This is a genomic window from Agrococcus sp. KRD186, assembly GCF_017168255.1.
Lineage (GTDB): Bacteria > Actinomycetota > Actinomycetes > Actinomycetales > Microbacteriaceae > Agrococcus.
The window spans coordinates 1934234-1948770 of the sequence record NZ_JABFAP010000001.1; the positions used below are offsets into that span (position 1 = coordinate 1934234).

At 72.5% G+C, this 14537-nt stretch carries 13 protein-coding genes; 6 read left to right on the forward strand and 7 right to left on the reverse strand.

From position 1 onward, the window contains the following. Window positions 1-14 precede the first annotated feature (14 nt). Window positions 15-1103: a phosphoribosylformylglycinamidine cyclo-ligase gene (gene purM / locus J1M46_RS09345; RefSeq protein WP_206447550.1), complete on the reverse strand. Its 1089-nt coding sequence runs from the start codon at window positions 1101-1103 to the stop codon at window positions 15-17. 150 nt (window positions 1104-1253) lie between these two features. On the opposite strand from purM, the gene tdh reads away from it, so the two are divergent. Together tdh and J1M46_RS09355 are read left to right on the forward strand one after the other, a co-directional pair. After that, window positions 1254-2315 carry an L-threonine 3-dehydrogenase gene (tdh, locus tag J1M46_RS09350; protein ID WP_342384336.1) on the forward strand — a complete coding sequence of 354 codons (1062 nt, stop codon included), beginning with the start codon at window positions 1254-1256 and terminating at the stop codon, window positions 2313-2315. A 3-nt stretch (window positions 2316-2318) separates the two neighbouring features. Further along, on the forward strand, window positions 2319-3497 hold the full coding sequence (locus J1M46_RS09355; RefSeq protein WP_206447552.1) for a glycine C-acetyltransferase: 1179 nt from the start codon (window positions 2319-2321) through the stop codon (window positions 3495-3497). A 59-nt stretch (window positions 3498-3556) separates the two neighbouring features. Here J1M46_RS09355 and J1M46_RS09360 read toward each other — a convergent pair whose 3' ends face one another. Then, on the reverse strand, window positions 3557-4417 hold the full coding sequence (locus J1M46_RS09360) for an SDR family oxidoreductase (protein ID WP_206447553.1): 861 nt from the start codon (window positions 4415-4417) through the stop codon (window positions 3557-3559). A gap of 113 nt (window positions 4418-4530) precedes the next feature. Between J1M46_RS09360 and purF the strand changes: the two genes are divergently transcribed. Beyond that, window positions 4531-5988 (forward strand): amidophosphoribosyltransferase, encoded by a 1458-nt coding sequence (purF, locus tag J1M46_RS09365; RefSeq protein WP_206447554.1) that lies wholly within the window; start codon window positions 4531-4533, stop codon window positions 5986-5988. Window positions 5989-5998: 10 nt separating this feature from the next. Here purF and J1M46_RS09370 read toward each other — a convergent pair whose 3' ends face one another. Together J1M46_RS09370 and J1M46_RS09375 are read right to left on the reverse strand one after the other, a co-directional pair. Beyond that, the gene (locus J1M46_RS09370; RefSeq protein ID WP_206447555.1) at window positions 5999-7408 is read right to left on the reverse strand and encodes a hypothetical protein; all 1410 of its coding nucleotides are present in this window, start codon (window positions 7406-7408) and stop codon (window positions 5999-6001) included. 2 nt (window positions 7409-7410) lie between these two features. Next, a complete protein-coding gene (locus J1M46_RS09375) occupies window positions 7411-8013 on the reverse strand; it encodes a hypothetical protein (RefSeq protein WP_206447556.1) in 603 nt (200 codons plus the stop codon). A gap of 139 nt (window positions 8014-8152) precedes the next feature. On the opposite strand from J1M46_RS09375, the gene J1M46_RS09380 reads away from it, so the two are divergent. Next, complete coding sequence (locus J1M46_RS09380) at window positions 8153-9529, forward strand: short-chain fatty acid transporter (RefSeq protein WP_241249074.1); 1377 nt, start codon at window positions 8153-8155, stop codon at window positions 9527-9529. A 288-nt stretch (window positions 9530-9817) separates the two neighbouring features. Here J1M46_RS09380 and J1M46_RS09385 read toward each other — a convergent pair whose 3' ends face one another. Next, window positions 9818-10801, reverse strand: a complete 984-nt coding sequence (locus J1M46_RS09385) for a hypothetical protein (protein WP_206447557.1) — start codon at window positions 10799-10801, stop codon at window positions 9818-9820. Window positions 10802-10905: 104 nt separating this feature from the next. Further along, entirely contained in the window at window positions 10906-11274 is a 369-nt protein-coding gene (locus J1M46_RS15395; protein WP_342384337.1) for a sterol carrier family protein, read from the reverse strand. 174 nt (window positions 11275-11448) lie between these two features. On the opposite strand from J1M46_RS15395, the gene purD reads away from it, so the two are divergent. Together purD and J1M46_RS09400 are read left to right on the forward strand one after the other, a co-directional pair. Next, window positions 11449-12708 carry a phosphoribosylamine--glycine ligase gene (purD, locus tag J1M46_RS09395; RefSeq protein WP_206447559.1) on the forward strand — a complete coding sequence of 420 codons (1260 nt, stop codon included), beginning with the start codon at window positions 11449-11451 and terminating at the stop codon, window positions 12706-12708. Continuing rightward, the gene (locus J1M46_RS09400; RefSeq protein ID WP_206447560.1) at window positions 12705-13583 is read left to right on the forward strand and encodes a phosphoribosylaminoimidazolesuccinocarboxamide synthase; all 879 of its coding nucleotides are present in this window, start codon (window positions 12705-12707) and stop codon (window positions 13581-13583) included. The genes purD and J1M46_RS09400 overlap by 4 nt, the downstream gene beginning before the upstream one ends. A gap of 1 nt (window position 13584) precedes the next feature. On the opposite strand, the gene ypfJ is transcribed toward J1M46_RS09400, so the two are convergent. After that, window positions 13585-14493, reverse strand: a complete 909-nt coding sequence (gene ypfJ / locus J1M46_RS09405; protein WP_206447561.1) for a KPN_02809 family neutral zinc metallopeptidase — start codon at window positions 14491-14493, stop codon at window positions 13585-13587. Window positions 14494-14537: the final 44 nt, after the last annotated feature.

Genomic DNA, 14537 nt, shown 5'->3' on the forward strand with positions numbered 1-14537 from the left:
GCGCCAGCGACGCGTCAGCGGTACGTGCCGCTCAGGCGCACGGCGCCGCCGTCGACGCCCTTGGCGCCGCGCACCCAGCCGGCGAAGTCGGCGGGCGCATCCTGCACGCCGCCCACCGCCCGGGCGGGGATGCCGGCGGCCTCGCTCGCGGCGATCACGCCGGCCGCGTCGGCCTCGTCGACGACCACGAGCATGCCGAGGCCGAGGTTCCAGGTGCCCTCGGCGTCCGTGAGCGGGAAGCCGCCCAGCTGCGCCAGCGCATCGAAGACCTCCGGCACCTGCCAGCCGGCGCGATCGATCTCGACCGCGAGCTGCTGCGGCAGCACGCGCGCGAGGTTGGCGGCGATGCCGCCGCCGGTCACGTGCGAGATGGAGCGGATGCCCAGGCCAGCCTCGAGCATGCCCAGCAGCGGGGAGGTGTAGAGGCGGGTCGGCTCGAGCAGCACCTCGGCGGCGACGCCGCCCAGCTCGTCGACGCGGTCGGTGAGCGCGATGCTGCGCTCGGCGAGGATGTGGCGCACGAGGCTGAAGCCGTTCGAGTGCAGCCCGGAGGAGGCCATCGCCACCACGACGTCGCCGGAGCGCACGCGCTCGGCGCCCAGCACCGCATCCGCTTCGACGATGCCGACGGCGGCACCCGCCACGTCGTAGTCGTCGGGCTGCATGAGGCCCGGGTGCTCGGCCGTCTCGCCGCCGACCAGCGCGGTGCCGGTGGCGGCGCAGGCCTCGGCGATGCCGCGCACGATGTCGGCGATGCGCTCGGGCACGACCTTGCCGGTGGCGATGTAGTCGGTCATGAACAGCGGCTTGGCGCCCACCACGATGATGTCGTCGACGACCATGCCGACGAGATCCTGGCCGATGGTGTCGTGCTTGTCGATCGCCTGCGCGAGCGCGATCTTCGTGCCGACGCCGTCGGTGGAGGTGGCCAGCAGCGGCTTCGCGTAGGAGCCCGCTGCCGAGAGGTCGAAGAGCCCGGCGAAGCCGCCGAAGCCGCCGAGCACGCCCGGCCCGTGGGTGCGGCTGACGGCCGCCTTCATGAGCTCCACCGCGCGGTCGCCCGCTTCGGTGTCGACGCCGGCGGAGGCATACGGATCGGTCATGTTCCCAGGGTACCGAGCCTGCGGTGCCTCGATCTCAACGTGCGAGGTGCTGGTTCGGCGCACACCATGCGGCATACCACCACCTGAGACGTTGAGTTCTGGTGGCAGGATGGCCGTGGCACACCCACCACCCCGTCGATGGAGACCTCCGTGCATGCACTCGTGACCCGAGGCAAGCCGGGACTCGAGCTGATCGAGATCCCCGAGCCCGCAACCCCGCCAGGCCATGTGAAGGTGCGCGTGCTGCGCGCCGGCATCTGCGGCACCGACCTGCACATCGATGCGTGGGATGCGTGGGCCCAGTCGGCCGTGCAGCCCGATCTGACCGTCGGGCACGAGTTCTGCGGCGAGATCGTGGAGGTCGGCGAGGGCGTCACCGACTACGTCGTCGGGCAGCTGATGAGTGGCGAGGGGCACGTCGTGTGCGGCCACTGCCGCAATTGCCGCGCGGGGCGCCGGCACCTGTGCATCCGCACCTCGAACCTGGGCGTGCAGCGCGACGGCTGCTTCGCCGAGTACGTGGTGCTGCCGGCGACGAACGTCTGGGTGCACCCGGGCGTGACGGCCGCGAGCGCCACGGCGCAGCAGCTCGACGTGTTCGGCATCTACGACCCCTTCGGGAACGCGGTGCACACGGCGCTGAAGTTCCCGGTCGTGGGCGAGGACGTGCTGGTCACCGGCGCCGGCCCGATCGGGCTGATGGCCGCGATGGTCGCACGGCACGTCGGCGCCCGCCACATCGTCGTCACCGACCTGTCGGAGGCGCGGCTCGAGCTCGCCCGCTCGCTCGGCTTCCGGGCGCTCAACCCGCGCGAGCAGGAGATCCGCGACGTGCAGCGCGAACTCGGCATGACCGAGGGCTTCGACGTCGCGCTCGAGCTGTCGGGCGCCCCCGCCGCGCTCAAGGGCATCATCGAGAACCTCAACTTCGGCGGCCGCATGGCGATGCTCGGGCTGCCGTCGGCGCCGATCGAGCTCGACTTCAGCAAGGTCGTCTCGCACATGCTGACCATCCAGGGCATCTACGGCCGTGAGATGTTCGAGACCTGGTACGCGATGAGCGCGATGGCGCAGTCGGGCCTCGACATCTCCCCCATCATCACCGACCGCTTCGCCTTCGCCGACTGGGAGGGCGCCTTCGAACGGGCCCGCTCGGGCGCCGCAGGCAAGGTCATCCTCGACTTCACCAGCACCGACACCCAGGGAGCCTGACCCGTGTTCTCCATCCGTGACTCCATCGCCGACGAGCTGGCCGAGATCGAGGCCGCGGGCCTCACCAAGCGCGAGCGGCCGATCGACTCGCCCCAGGCCGCGACCGTGACGGCGAACGGCCGGCAGGTGCTGAACTTCTGCGCCAACAACTACCTCGGCCTCGCCGATCACCCGGCGATCGTCTCGGCGGCGAAGGCCGCGCTCGACGACTGGGGCTTCGGCATGGCATCGGTGCGCTTCATCTGCGGCACGCAGACGCAGCACCTCGAGCTCGAGCGGCGGCTCGCGTCGTTCCTCAGCCAGGAGGCGTGCATCCTCTACTCCTCCTGCTTCGACGCGAATGGCGGCCTGTTCGAGACGCTGCTGGGCGCCGACGACGCCGTCATCTCGGACGCCCTCAACCACGCCTCGATCATCGACGGCATCCGGCTGTCGAAGGCGGCCCGCTACCGCTACGCGAACCGTGACATGGCCGAGCTCGAGGCGCGGCTGCAGGAGGCCGCCGGCGCCCGCCGTCGCCTCATCGTCACCGACGGCGTCTTCTCGATGGACGGCTATCTGGCGCCGTTGGGCGCGATCTGCGACCTCGCCGAGCGCTACGACGCGATGGTGATGGTCGACGACTCGCATGCGGCCGGCTTCACCGGCGCGACCGGCGCCGGCACGCCAGAGCTCGCCGGCGTGCAGGACCGCGTCGACATCATCTCCGGCACGCTCGGCAAGGCGCTCGGCGGCGCCTCCGGCGGCTACATCGCCGCGCGCGTCGAGATCGTCGACCTGCTGCGGCAGCGCTCGCGCCCCTACCTGTTCTCGAACGCGCTGGCGCCCTCGGTGGTGGCCGGCTCGATCGCCGCGCTCGACCTGGTCGAGGGCGCTGGCGAGCTGCGCGAGACGCTGCAGCGCAACACCGCGCGCTTCCGCGAGGGCATGGACGCGGCGGGCTTCGAGCTGCTGCCCGGCGAGCACCCGATCGTCGCGGTGATGTTCCACGACGCGCGGCTCGCGGCGGACATGGCGGATGCGATGCTCGCCGAGGGCGTCTACGTCACGGCGTTCTCGTTCCCCGTCGTGCCCCGCGGGGAGGCGCGCATCCGCGTGCAGCTCTCGGCCGCCCACTCGGACGACGACGTCGACCGGGCGGTCGCCGCCTTCACGGCGGCCCGGGAGCGCGTCGCGGCCTGACCCCGGACGCAACACTCAGGCGGATCGCGAACCGGGGCGCGGCTCGGGCAGGCGCGCAGCTAGAAGACCGGCTTGCCGCCGGTGACGCCGAGCACGGTGCCGGAGACGTAGCTGGCCTCGTCGCTGGCGAGGTAGACGAACGCGGTCGCGACCTCGATCGGCTGGCCGGGGCGGCCCAGCGGCGCGTTCATGCCGAAGTCCTTCACGCTCGGCTTCGTGGCCGGCTGCAGCGGTGTCCAGATCGGGCCAGGGGCGACGGCGTTCACGCGGATGCCGCGCTCGCCGAGCTGCGCCGCCAGGTTGACCGTGAAGTTGTTGATCGCCGCCTTCGTCGAGGCGTAGTCGAGCAGCGTCTCCGACGGCTCGAAGGCCTGGATCGACGCGCAGTTGACGATGCTCGCGCCCTCCCCCAGGTGCGGCAGCAGCGCTTTCGTCAGGAAGAACATGCCGAAGATGTTCGTCTCGTACGTCTGCCGCAGCTGCTCGTCGGAGATGTGCTCGAGGCCGTCCTGCGCCATCTGGTAGCCGGAGTTGTTGACGAGCACGTCGAGCCCGCCGAACGCATCCGTCACCGTCTTCGCCAGATCGATGTTGGCCTGCTCGGTGCGCTGGTCGCAGGGCACGAGCAGCGCGCGGCGGCCGGCGGCCTCGATCTGGCGTCCGGTCTCGTCGGCGTCATCCTGCTCCTGCGGCAGGTAGGCGATGGCGACGTCGGCGCCCTCCTTCGCGAAGGCGATGGCGGTGGCGCGGCCGATGCCGGAGTCGCCGCCGGTGACGAGGGCGCGCTTGCCCTCCAGCCGGCCGCGGCCGGTGTAGCTGGTCTCGCCGTGATCGGGCACCGGGTGCAGCGCGTCGGTCCGTCCGGGCCACTCCTGCTGCTGCTCGGGCAGATGCTTGATGGATTCCGTGTCGGGTTGCATGGCGACCACGATGCTCCCCTTGCCTGACCATTCGGTGGGTGACCCGACGCATCCGCCCGCACGTCCTGCTCGATAGGCTGGGTCGTCAGCCCCACGACAGAAGGAGCTCGCCTGTGTGCGGCATCGTCGGCATCGTCTCCGACTCGAGCGTCAACCAGCAGGTCTACGACGCGCTCGCGCTGCTGCAGCACCGCGGGCAGGACTCCACCGGCATCGCGACCGCCGATGGGCGCTCGATCCACGTCAAGAAGGCGAAGGGCCAGGTGCGCGAGGCCTTCCGCACCCGCGACATGCGCGCGCTGCTCGGCCATCTCGGCCTCGGCCACGTGCGCTACGCGACCCGCGGCGAGGCCGAGAACGAGCTCGAGGCGCAGCCGTTCTACGTGAACGCGCCCTACGGCATCGTGCTGGTGCACAACGGCAACCTGACGAACTCGCGCGAGCTCGAGCGCGAGCTCGCCACCGTCGACCACCGGCACGTGAACTCCGGCAGCGACACCGAGATGCTCGTGAACGTGCTGGGCTCCGAGCTGCAGACGCTGGTCGCCACCGGTGCGCTCGACGCCGACCGCGTCTTCACCGCCGTGCGCCGCGTGCACGAGCGCATCCAGGGCTCCTACGGCGTCATCGCGCTGATCGCCGGGTACGGCATGCTCGCCTTCCGCGACCCCTTCGGCATCCGGCCGCTCGTGCTCGGCTCGCGCCGCAGCACCAAGGGCCGCACCGAGTGGATGGTGGCCAGCGAGTCCGTCGCCCTGACCGGCTCGGGCTTCACGCTCGAGCGTGACGTCAGGCCGGGAGAGGCGATCTTCATCGCGCCCGACGGCGAGCTGATCACCGAGATGACCCACGACAGCCCGGTGCTGATGCCCTGCTCGTTCGAGTACGTCTACCTCGCCCGCCCCGACTCGGTGATGAACGGCATCAACGTCTACGAGTCGCGCCTGCGCATGGGCGAGCGGCTGGCCGACACGATCGCGCAGTACACGCCCGCGGGCAACATCGACGTCGTGATGCCCATCCCGGACTCCTCCCGCCCGGCAGCCATGGAGGTCGCGCGGCGACTCGGCATCGAGTACCGCGAGGGCTTCTACAAGAACCGCTACGTCGGCCGCACCTTCATCATGCCCGGGCAGGCCGCTCGCAAGAAGTCGGTGAAGCAGAAGCTGAACGCGCTCGAGAGCGAGTTCCGCGGCAAGAACGTGCTGGTCGTCGACGACTCGATCGTGCGCGGCACCACCAGCCGCGAGATCGTCGAGATGATGCGCTCGGTCGGCACCAACTCGGTCACCTTCACCTCGGCCGCTCCCCCGGTGCGCTACCCGCACGTGTACGGCATCAACATGCCCTCGCGCGCCGAGCTCATCGCATCCGGCCGCACGATCCCGCAGGTGAACGAGGCGCTCGCCAGCGACTTCCTGGTCTACCAGGAGGTCGAGGACCTGCAGAAGGCCATCCTGGACGGCTCGTCGATCGAGGGCCTCGACCTGTCGTGCTTCACCGGCGAGTACGTCACCGGCGGCGTCACCGACGAGTACCTCGAGTGGGTCGAGCGCACGCAGCTCAGCTGAGCGCTCGAGCTCAGAGCGACGACCCTTCCGGATCGTCGCCGCGACGCCGGCGCTGACGCCCGTCTCCGGCGTCAGCCATCGATGCTGAGTGGGGCGCCCACACGCCGACGCCCGCCACCAGGCACGCCAACGCCGCGCCGAGCACCACGTCGGGCAGCGGCACCGCCTGCAGCAGCAGCGCCGCGAGGCCTGCGCCGGCCGCGCCCGCGAGCAGCAGCAGCGCGGTCGCACCGGTCGCGAGCCGCTGATCGGCGCGCCGCGCGAGCTCCGCAAGGGCGACGGATGCGGCGAGCGCGACCCCCAGGAGGGCCGCGGCCACCCAGTCCAAGACTCCGGGCCGCGCGATAGGGGCTACGAGCGCGGCGGCCCCGCCGACGGTCGCGAGGATCGCGGCGGTTCGGCCTCCGGAGCGCTCGGCGAGCATCGCCAGCGGCGGTCCCAGCAGCGCGCCGAGCGCGAGCGTGAGAGCGATCGGTCCGGCCGGCTGCGGGTGGTCGGCGCCGATGGCCGACAGCGCCGGGCGCAGCGCAGCGAGCGCGGCGAGGCCGGCGGCGGCGATGGCCAGCAGCGCGAGCAGCGCCGGTGACACGCGCGCGGGCTGCGCGGTGCGCGTCGGCGGCCACCCGTGCGGCGCGGCCTGTGGTGCGTGCGGCGCGGCCTGCGCGCCGCGGACCCGTTCGAGATTCGAGGACCCTTCAGAGCGGGTCCCACGATCCGCAACGGGTCCATCTTCGGAACCACGTCCACCAGAGTGGGTCCCCCGATCCGCAACAGGTCCATCCGCTCGATCGACGGCGGGCGTCGCCGCAGCTGCCAGCGCCATGACGATCAGCTGCAGCACGGCCGCCGCGATGAGCGCGATGCCGGTCGCCGATGCAGGCACCGGCCCCAGCCCGGCGGCGGCACCGAGCGCCGGCACCAGCGCGGCGAGCGCGACGCCGGCGGCAGCAGCGAGCAGCGTCGGCGCCGGGCGCACCCGCGGCGCGAGCGCCGGGTGGGCGGCAACTCGCGCGCGCATCGCGGCGATGTGTGCGCCCGCGGCGAAACCGAGTGCCCCGCAGACGGCCAGATGCGGCGGCTGGTCGAGCAGAGCGAGCGCCCCGGCGACCGCGAGCGCGGCAGTTGCGACGAGGGCTGCCACGATCTGCAGCGTGCGCGGCGCGTCGGGTGCGAGCACGGACGCATCCCGCCCGCGGCTCCTTCGCGCGCTGTCGTCCCCCGCACCGATCGCTCGCAGGCCGATGCCGAGCATGTCGATGCCGAGCGCCGCAGCGGCGAGCGCGCAGGCCGCGCCGAGCGCGAGCGCGAGGGGTGCGCGGTCGCGCCCCAGCGCATCCGTCACCAGTGCCGCTGCGGCGAGCCCGAACGCGACCCAGGCGAGTGCGTGCCCGATGCCGAGCCGTGCGCGCCGGGTCGGCACGCTCAGGCTCCGCTGGGTCGGTCGCGCTCCTGCGCCGGGTCGTCGCCGGGCTCGTCCGGCAGCGGCGGCTGCTCGGGGTCGTCGGGCAGCGGTCGCTGATCGGCGTCGGCTGCCTCGTCGGGCAGCGGTCGCTGATCGGCGTCGGCTGCCTCGTCGGGCAGCGGCCGGCGCTCGGGGTCGGCGGCCTCGCCGTGCGGGAGGTGCTCGAACGATGCCTCGCCGGCGTCGGCGGGCGCGACCGCCGCCTGAGGCTGCTCGGGCGCCTCGACGTCGGTCTGCTCGGCCACCAGCATGCGGCCGCGCTTGGCGAGCGAGCGGTCGACCAGCAGCGCGACGACCGCGCCCACGCCGACGCCGAGCACCACGCCGACGACGATCGTCAGGCCGAGGATGCCCGAGGTGTCGACGGGCCGGCCGGCCTCGTCCACCCCCGGCGCCTGCACCGCGGAGACCACCCAGGCGACGAGCGCGCCGACGACGGCGCCGAGCAGCATGAAGACGCCGAACTTGGGTGCGCGGCGCACCCGCACCTCGACGTCGTGACGGTGCTGAGCGGCGGGCTGCTCGCCGTCGTGCTGGGCAGCAGACTCGGGGCTCTGGTCCATGCCACCGATCATCCCACTGCCGGGCGGGCGCGCGGTGGTGCCCCACCGTATCCGCCCGACACGAACCTTGGGTAGCCTCGGCCATGGTGCCCTTGGCCCGTTACACCCCCCTTCAGCCCCTTGCACAACGAGGTGAACCATGGCGAACACGCCTGCCGGAACGAAGCAGTCCGGAGCCCCGCTCGCACGCGCGATGCGACCGATCAACACCGTCGTCGAGCGGTGGATACCGTCGGCGCTCGTCTTCGCGATCATCCTGACCCTGGTGGTCGCGGTGCTCGCGCTCATCATCACGCCCACCAACCCGGTCGACCTGGTGGTCGGCTGGGGCGACGGCCTCGCCGGCCTGCTGGCGTTCATGACCCAGATGGCGCTCATCCTGCTGCTGGGCCACATGCTCGCCAACACGCGGCCGGTGCGCAAGCTGCTGCGCACGCTGGCGGCACTGCCGCAGTCGCCGGTGCAGGCGTACCTGTTCGTGTTCGTCGTCGCAGCGGTCGCCTCGCTGATCACCTGGGGCCTCGGCCTCGTGGTCGGCGGCCTGCTCGCCCGTGAGGTCGCGGCCTCCGGTAAGGAGCGCGGCCTGAAGCTGCACTTCCCGATGCTCGTCGCCGCCGGCTTCTCGGGCTTCGTCGTCTGGCACATGGGCTACTCGGGCTCCGGCCCGCTGACCGCGGCGACGCCCGACTCGTTCATCGCCGAGCACCTCGGGGGCGAGGTCATCCCCGTCACCGAGACGATCTTCGCGCTGCCGAACATCATCGGTGCCGTGGTCACGATCGCCGTGGTCGCGATCGCGCTGTCGCTGGTCGCCCCCCGCGGAGCCGACCGGATCGTCGAGCTGCAGATCGACGCCCGCGAGCACGTCGTCGAGCAGGAGGAGGAGGTCGTCACCCCCGCCGACCGCATCGACGCCAGCCGCATCGTGACGCTCATCGTGGGAGTCGCGCTCGTCGCCTACCTGGTGATCCACTTCGTGCAGGGCGGCACGATCACGCTCGACATCGTCAACTGGTCGTTCCTGGCGCTCATCTTCCTGCTCGTGCGCAACCCGTTCGAGATCATCCGGCTCACCAAGGAGGCCGCCTCGAACGTGGGTGAGATCCTGCTGCAGTTCCCGCTCTACGCGGGCATCCTCGGCATGATGACCGCCTCGGGGCTCATCCAGGTGTTCTCCGACTGGCTCGTCGCGATCGCCAACCCGACCACCTTCGGCCTGCTCGCGCTGCTGGCTGCCGGTGTCGTGAACTTCTTCGTGCCCTCGGGCGGCGGGCAGTTCGCGGTGCAGGCGCCGGTCATGCTCGACGCGGCCGAGCGCCTCGGCGTCGACCCGGCCATCGCGATCATGGCGGTGTCGTACGGCGACCAGTGGACCAACATGATCCAGCCCTTCTGGGCGCTGCCGCTGCTGGCGATCGCGGGCCTGAAGATGCGCGACATCCTCGGCTACACGACCGTGACGCTTATCGCCTCCGGGCTGGTGTTCGCGGGCATCCTGCTGGTCTGGTCGCTCTGACCGCCTGAGCGAATGCGAGCGGCCCCCTGCCCATCCGGCTGGGGGCCGCTCCGTTCTTCAGCCGGCCCAGTGGTCGCAGAGCGCGCCCGCGACTGCGCCCCGCGCCCCGCGCACGCGCCCGCGCCCCACGCCCCACGCCCGCGCGACGGAACCCGGCGCGCCGCCTCCGCAGGTATACGGCGATTGGCGCTCAAACCCGCGCGCTCAGAGCAAATCGCCGTATACCTGCTGCAGGCTGGTGAGGCGCGGCTGGCGTCGACCGCGAGACGGGGGGCGCCGGTAGCCGGCTCAGCGGCGGTGGCGGAAGAGCGAGTTCGTGCGCAGCGAGGTCTTCGACAGCGCGCTGGTCGCCAGCGATGAGCGCACGAGCGCCGAGCCGCGACGGCGGATGCGCTCGGCGTCGGCCAGGTCGAGCCTGCCGACCAGCGCCGCGGTCGCGTCGTCGAGGCGCGTCGGCAGGCCCTGACCCGCCCGCACGGCAGCGGCCTCCGCGGCCCGCCGCACCTGCTCGGCGGCGCGGCGGGCGTCCTGGCCCTGCGTCGCCTGCTGCACCTTCGAGTCGACGCGCGAGCGCAGCTCCTCGATGCGCGAGAGCCGGTCGCCGCCGGGCAGCTGCTGCTGCGGGCGCTGCTGCTGGCGCTGAGGCTGCTGCTGGGGTGGGCGCTGCGGCTGCTGCTGGGGCTGAGGCTGCTGCTGCGGCTGGTGCGGCTGCTGGTGGCCGTCCTGCCACTGCTCGCCCTGGCCCTGCTGCTGGCCCTGGCCACGGAACTGCTGGGGCTGCTCGGCCGCGCGCCGGGCGCCCTGCCCCTCCCATTCGGGGTGGGCGTGATCGACCGCGCGCGCTGCGCGCTCCTGCTCCACCGCCGCGGCGGCCGCGCTGATGCGCTCGCGCCACGACTGCGGCACCTTGTTGACCAGGTGCTCAGCCTGCGAGCTCGCCTCGCCGTAGCGCTGCGTCGCCTCGCGCCGCACCTGCTGCACGCCGCTGCGCACCTGCTCCTGGGTGCGCTTCGCGGCACCGCGCGCGCGCTCCCGCAGGGCTCCGAAGCCGCCGCGTGCCATCAGGAAGCCGATGAACGTGGCGGCGCCGGCGAGCAGCAGCGGCACGAGCGCAGTCTCGAGCGCGTCGTCCACGCCCACGATCAGCGCAGTCTGCGCGAGCCACGGCAGCCACTGGATCAGCGCCGGCACCCCGTTGAGCATCAGGATGACGCCGATCACCATCGTGATGAGCGGACCGACCCACCCCTTGGACTGCACGACCTGCGCCATGTGCTCAGTATGGCGGTCTCAGTCGGCGTTCGGGTGAGGCCGGTCGACCCTTGGCCCGAGACGGGCCAAGGCGCTGGGGTCGCGGTGACGGCCCGAAAGGGCCGTCACTCCGGAGCTCCACCGCGCACGAGCGGCAGCCAGGCCGACACGTCGGCGCGCACGCCCGAGGCGTGCACGGCTCCGCGACCCACCGCATTCGCCCACGTCTCCGCACCGGTCGCGAGCGCCAGCCAGGTCGCCGCGTCGGTCTCGATCACGTTCGGCGGGGTGCCGCGGGTGTGGCCGGGGCCCTCGACCGCCTGCACGGCGCCGAAGGGCGGCACGCGCATCTCGACGCTCTTGCCGGGCGCCCGATCGGCCAGGCACTGCAGCGTGTAGCGCACCGCGAGCGCCGTCAGCGGCCGCTCGGCGCCGGGCTCGAGGGCGGCGCGGACGGCATCGGTGCCGTCGAGATCCCGGATGCGCTTGGCCACGTTCAGAGGGTAGCCGCGCGGGGTGGAGCTCGGAGCGGCGACGCTTTCAGGTCGCCGCCGCGAGCCCAGCGCCGAGGCCCGTCTCGGGCCGAGGAGCGGCGACGCGAGGTCGCTCACAGCCGATTCATCCGGGATGGCGGCCCGCCGGCGACGCATCGTTCGTAGACTGGGCCGGTGCGAATCCTGGTTCTCGGCAGCGGCGCGCGCGAGCACGCCATCATCGCGGCACTCCTGGCGGAGGGCGGTCACGACATCACCGCCGCGCCGGGCAACGCCGGCATCAAGCGCGATGTCGAGACGGTGCGGCTCGACATCAAGTCGCCGCAGCTCGTCACCGAGCTCGCGACCGAGGGCGGCTTCGACCTGGTCGTGATCGGCCCCGAGGCGCCGCTGGTGGCGGGGGTGGCGGATGCGTTGCAGAAGGCGGGCGTGCCGGCCTTCGGACCGACGCAGGCGGCCGCGCGCATCGAGGGCTCGAAGTCCTTCGCGAAGGACGTGATGGCGCGCGCCGGCGTGCCCACCGGCATCGACACCACCGCCACCACGATGCAAGAGGTGCGGGCAGCGCTCGACGCCGCCAAGCCGCCATTCGTGCTGAAGGCCGACGGGCTCGCGGCCGGCAAGGGCGTCATCGTCACCGACGACCGTGCGGCGGCAGAGGCGCACGCCGAGGCCTTCCTGCCCGACGGACCGCTGCTGATCGAAGAGTTCCTCGCCGGACCCGAGGTGAGCCTGTTCGTGCTCACCGACGGCGAATCGGTCGTGCCGCTGGCGCCCGCGCAGGACTACAAGCGGCTCGGCGACGGCGACGCCGGCCCCAACACCGGCGGCATGGGCGCCTACTCGCCGCTGCCGTGGCTGGCCGAGCGCTTCGGCAGCGAGCAGGCCTTCGTCGACGAGGTGGTCGAGACGGTCGCGAAGCCGACCATCCGCGCGATGGCCGACGCCGGCACCCCCTTCGCCGGGCTGCTCTACTGCGGCCTGATCGTGACGAAGTCGGGCGTGAAGGTGATCGAGTTCAACGCCCGCTTCGGTGACCCAGAGACCCAGGTGGTGCTGCCGCGCATCGAGTCAGGACTGGCGGATGCGCTGCTGGCGGCCGCGAACGGCACCCTCGGCTCCGCCGCGCCACTGGTGTGGCGCGACTCGGCGGCGGTGACGGTCGTGCTCGCGAGCGAGGGCTACCCGGCCGAGCCGGTCACCGGCCGCCTGATCGCCGGCGTGGACGCCGCAGCCGCCGTGGACGGCGTGCAGGTGCTGCACGCCGCGACCGGCGAGGGCGAGCAGGGGCTGACCGCCACGGGCGGCCGGGTGCTCAACGTCGTCGGCACGGGCGCGACGCTCGCCCAGGCGCGCGAGCGCGCCTACGAGGCGCTCGGCAAGATCGAGCTGCTCGGCGGCCAGGCGCGCACCGACATCGCGGCCGGGGCATGAGCTCGGCGGAGGCGGGTCTCGAGCTGCCCGGCTGGAGCCTCGCCTACAGCGGCAAGGTGCGCGACCTCTACGTCGCCGACGGGCAGTCGCTCGAGAGCGCGCCCGAGATGCTGATGGTCGCCTCCGATCGCGTCTCGGCCTTCGACCAGGTGCTCGAGCCGGCCATCCCCGGCAAGGGCGCCTTGCTGACCTCGCTGTCGCTGTGGTGGACGGAGCGGCTCGGCCTGCCCTCGCAGCTCGCGCCCGACGCCGATGCCCGCACCCCCGCATCCGTCGCCGATCGGGCGATGCTCGTGCGCACCCTCGACATGCTGCCGATCGAGTGCGTCGTGCGCGGCCGCGTCACCGGCTCGGGGCTGAAGGAGTACCAGCAGGTCGGCTCGATCTCGGGCGTCGAGCTGCCCGCGGGCCTGGCCGACGGCGTCGAGCTGCCCGAGCCGATCTACACGCCCGCATGGAAGGCGCCGCAGGGCGAGCACGACGAGAACGTCTCGTTCGAGCGCACCGTCGAGCTGGTCGGGCGGGAGGACGCCGAGGCGATCCGCGAGCTGAGCCTGTCGGTCTACCGGCGGGCCGCCGTCATCGCCGCTGAGGCGGGGCTCGTGCTGGCCGACACGAAGTTCGAGTTCGGCCGCGACCGGGTGACGGGCGAGCTGCTGCTGGCCGATGAGGTGCTCACCTCGGACTCGTCGCGCTACTGGGATGCGGCGGCGCTGGCCCAGGGCCGCGTCGAGTCGTTCGACAAGCAGATCGTGCGCGACTGGCTAGCCGACAACTGGGCGGGCGAGGGCGAGGCTCCCGCGCTGCCGCCGGCGATCGTCGAGCGCACGGCCGCCCGCTACGGCGAGCTGCTGGAGCGGCTCACCGCCGACTGACTCAGACCTGCGGCGCGTTCCAGGTGTCGCAGGCGCCGACGCCGCCGTTGAAGCCGTTCGAGAGCCACGTCTGGCGCTGCTCGCTCGAGCCGTGCGTCCAGCCGTCGGGGTTCACGCCGCCGCCGCCCATCTGCTGCAGCCGGTCGTCGCCGATGGTTCGCGCGGCGTCGAGCGCCTGCTGCATCTGCTCTTCGGTGACCGCCTCGATCACGGGCGCGCTGCCGTCGTCGTCGGCGGTCTGCGGTGCGGCGGCGATCCAAGCGCCGGCATAGCAGTCGGCCTGCAGCTCGCTGCGCACGGCCGACGACTGCGGCCCGGTGTCGCCCTGCTGCACGCGGCCGAGTTGGCCGGTGACGTTCTGGATGTGGTGGCCCCACTCGTGCGCGAGCACGTACATCTCCGCCAGGTTGCCGCCCTGAGCGCCGAACTGGTCGCGCATCTGTGCGAAGAAGGTCTCGTCGAGGTAGATGCGCTGGTCGGGCGGGCAGTAGAACGGGCCGACCGCGCTGGTGGCGTCGCCGCAGCCGGTCGTCACCTGGCGGCTGAACAGCTGCACGGTGGGATCGGCGTACTGCAGCTCGTTCGACTGCATGGTGGCAGTCCAGAAGGCCGACATCGAGTCGGCCCCGCCCTCCATGCGGCAGGTGACGTTGGCCGGGTCGTTGGCGTCGGCGCCGGTGCAGCCGGTCACCTCTTCCGACCCCTGCGACTGCTCCTGCGACTGCGGCTGGATCGGGTCGCCGGGCGCGAGCCCCGTCAGGTCGACGCCGAAGATCATCGAGACGATCACGAGGATCACCGTGATGATGCCGCCGCCGCCGACCGCGATGGTGCCGCCGCCGATGCCGCCGCCACCGCCGCCCTTGCTGACCGCGCTGGTGTCGAAGTTCGCGTCGCCCCTGAACGTCATGGCAGAACACTAGCCCGCCGCGCCGGGCAGCACCCCGGGATTTC

Bases quoted from the DNA above. Each gene is read 5' to 3' on its own strand.
- purM (WP_206447550.1), bottom strand. From the start codon at position 1,103: ATGACCGATCCGTATGCCTCCGCCGGCGTCGACACCGAAGCGGGCGAC.
- J1M46_RS09360 (WP_206447553.1), bottom strand. From the start codon at position 4,417: ATGCAACCCGACACGGAATCCATCAAGCATCTGCCCGAGCAGCAGCAG.
- J1M46_RS09375 (WP_206447556.1), bottom strand. From the start codon at position 8,013: ATGGACCAGAGCCCCGAGTCTGCTGCCCAGCACGACGGCGAGCAGCCC.
- J1M46_RS09380 (WP_241249074.1), top strand. From the start codon at position 8,153: ATGGCGAACACGCCTGCCGGAACGAAGCAGTCCGGAGCCCCGCTCGCA.
- J1M46_RS09385 (WP_206447557.1), bottom strand. From the start codon at position 10,801: ATGGCGCAGGTCGTGCAGTCCAAGGGGTGGGTCGGTCCGCTCATCACG.
- J1M46_RS09400 (WP_206447560.1), top strand. From the start codon at position 12,705: ATGAGCTCGGCGGAGGCGGGTCTCGAGCTGCCCGGCTGGAGCCTCGCC.
- ypfJ (WP_206447561.1), bottom strand. From the start codon at position 14,493: ATGACGTTCAGGGGCGACGCGAACTTCGACACCAGCGCGGTCAGCAAG.